This window comes from Corallococcus sp. AB049A, from assembly GCF_003668885.1.
Lineage (GTDB): Bacteria > Myxococcota > Myxococcia > Myxococcales > Myxococcaceae > Corallococcus > Corallococcus interemptor.
Map to the genome: position 1 here is coordinate 1 of NZ_RAWL01000824.1, position 1015 is coordinate 1015.

The 1015-nt window shown below is 69.1% G+C and carries 1 protein-coding gene; it reads right to left on the reverse strand.

Translation table 11 applies throughout. The annotated features are described in order from the left end of the window. Positions 1–1015 (reverse strand): IS3 family transposase (locus D7X55_RS39670; protein WP_233610383.1); only part of this gene is annotated, 1015 nt, incomplete at both ends.

The following is a 1015-nucleotide window of genomic DNA, read 5'->3' on the forward strand; positions in this document are numbered from 1 at the left end:
AGCGTCTGCGGCTTGGGTGGGCCGCGAGGGAAGCGCTCGGGGTGAGCGGCGTAGGCGGCGGAGAGCACGGCGGCCCGAGCCGCGATGCGCCTGGCGGCCAGGCCGTGGTGCACGTCGTGGGGCGTGAGCAGGCCGAGGCCCGCGTGGTGGTGCTCCTGGTTGTACCAGCCGAAGAAGTCGCCGCAGAAGCCGCGGGCGTCCTGGAGACAGCCGAAGCGCCGGGGGAAATCCGGCCGGTACTTCAGCGTCTTGAAGTGGGCCTCGCTGAAGGGGTTGTCGTTGGAGACATGGGGCCTGGAGTGCGTCTTCGTCACGCCCAGGTCGGCCATCAGCAGGGCCACCGGCTTGGAGGTCATCGAGGAGCCTCGGTCGGCGTGAATCGTCAGCTGGCCGGGCGCCACGCCCTGGCGCTCGCAGGTTGTCGCCAGCAGCTTCTGGGCCAGGGCGGCCGACTCACGATGCGCCACCATCCAGCCGACGACGTAGCGGCTGAAGACGTCCAGCACGACGTAGAGGTAGAAGTACGTCCACTTCGCCGGGCCGTGCAGCTTCGTGATGTCCCAGCTCCAGAGTTCATTGGGTTGGGTTGCGTGCAGCTGAGGCACCGGGTGATTGGGGTGGCGCAGCTGGTTGCGGCGCTCGCGTACCTCGTGGTTCTCGGCGAGCACCCGGTACATGGTGCGCTCGGAGCAGAGGTAGCGCCCCTCGTCGAGTAGCTGCGCGTAGACTTCCGCGGGCGCCGCATCCTGGAACCTCGGCTCATGCAGCACCGCGAGGACCTCGGCCCGCTGCTCGGGCGGGAGGGCTCGCGGTGGGCGGGGCTTGTGCACCGGTCCATGCTTCGGCCGAACCTGCCGGTAGAAGGTGGCGCGCGGTAGGCCCAGGGCCTGGCACACCGGCGCCACGCCCAACTCGTCGACGGCCTGCAGGGCCACCGCCATCAGGGCTCCTCGTCGGGCTTGGGCAGTTCCACTCCCAGGATTTCCGAAACTTTTTTTTGGAGGTCCAGCAGGGC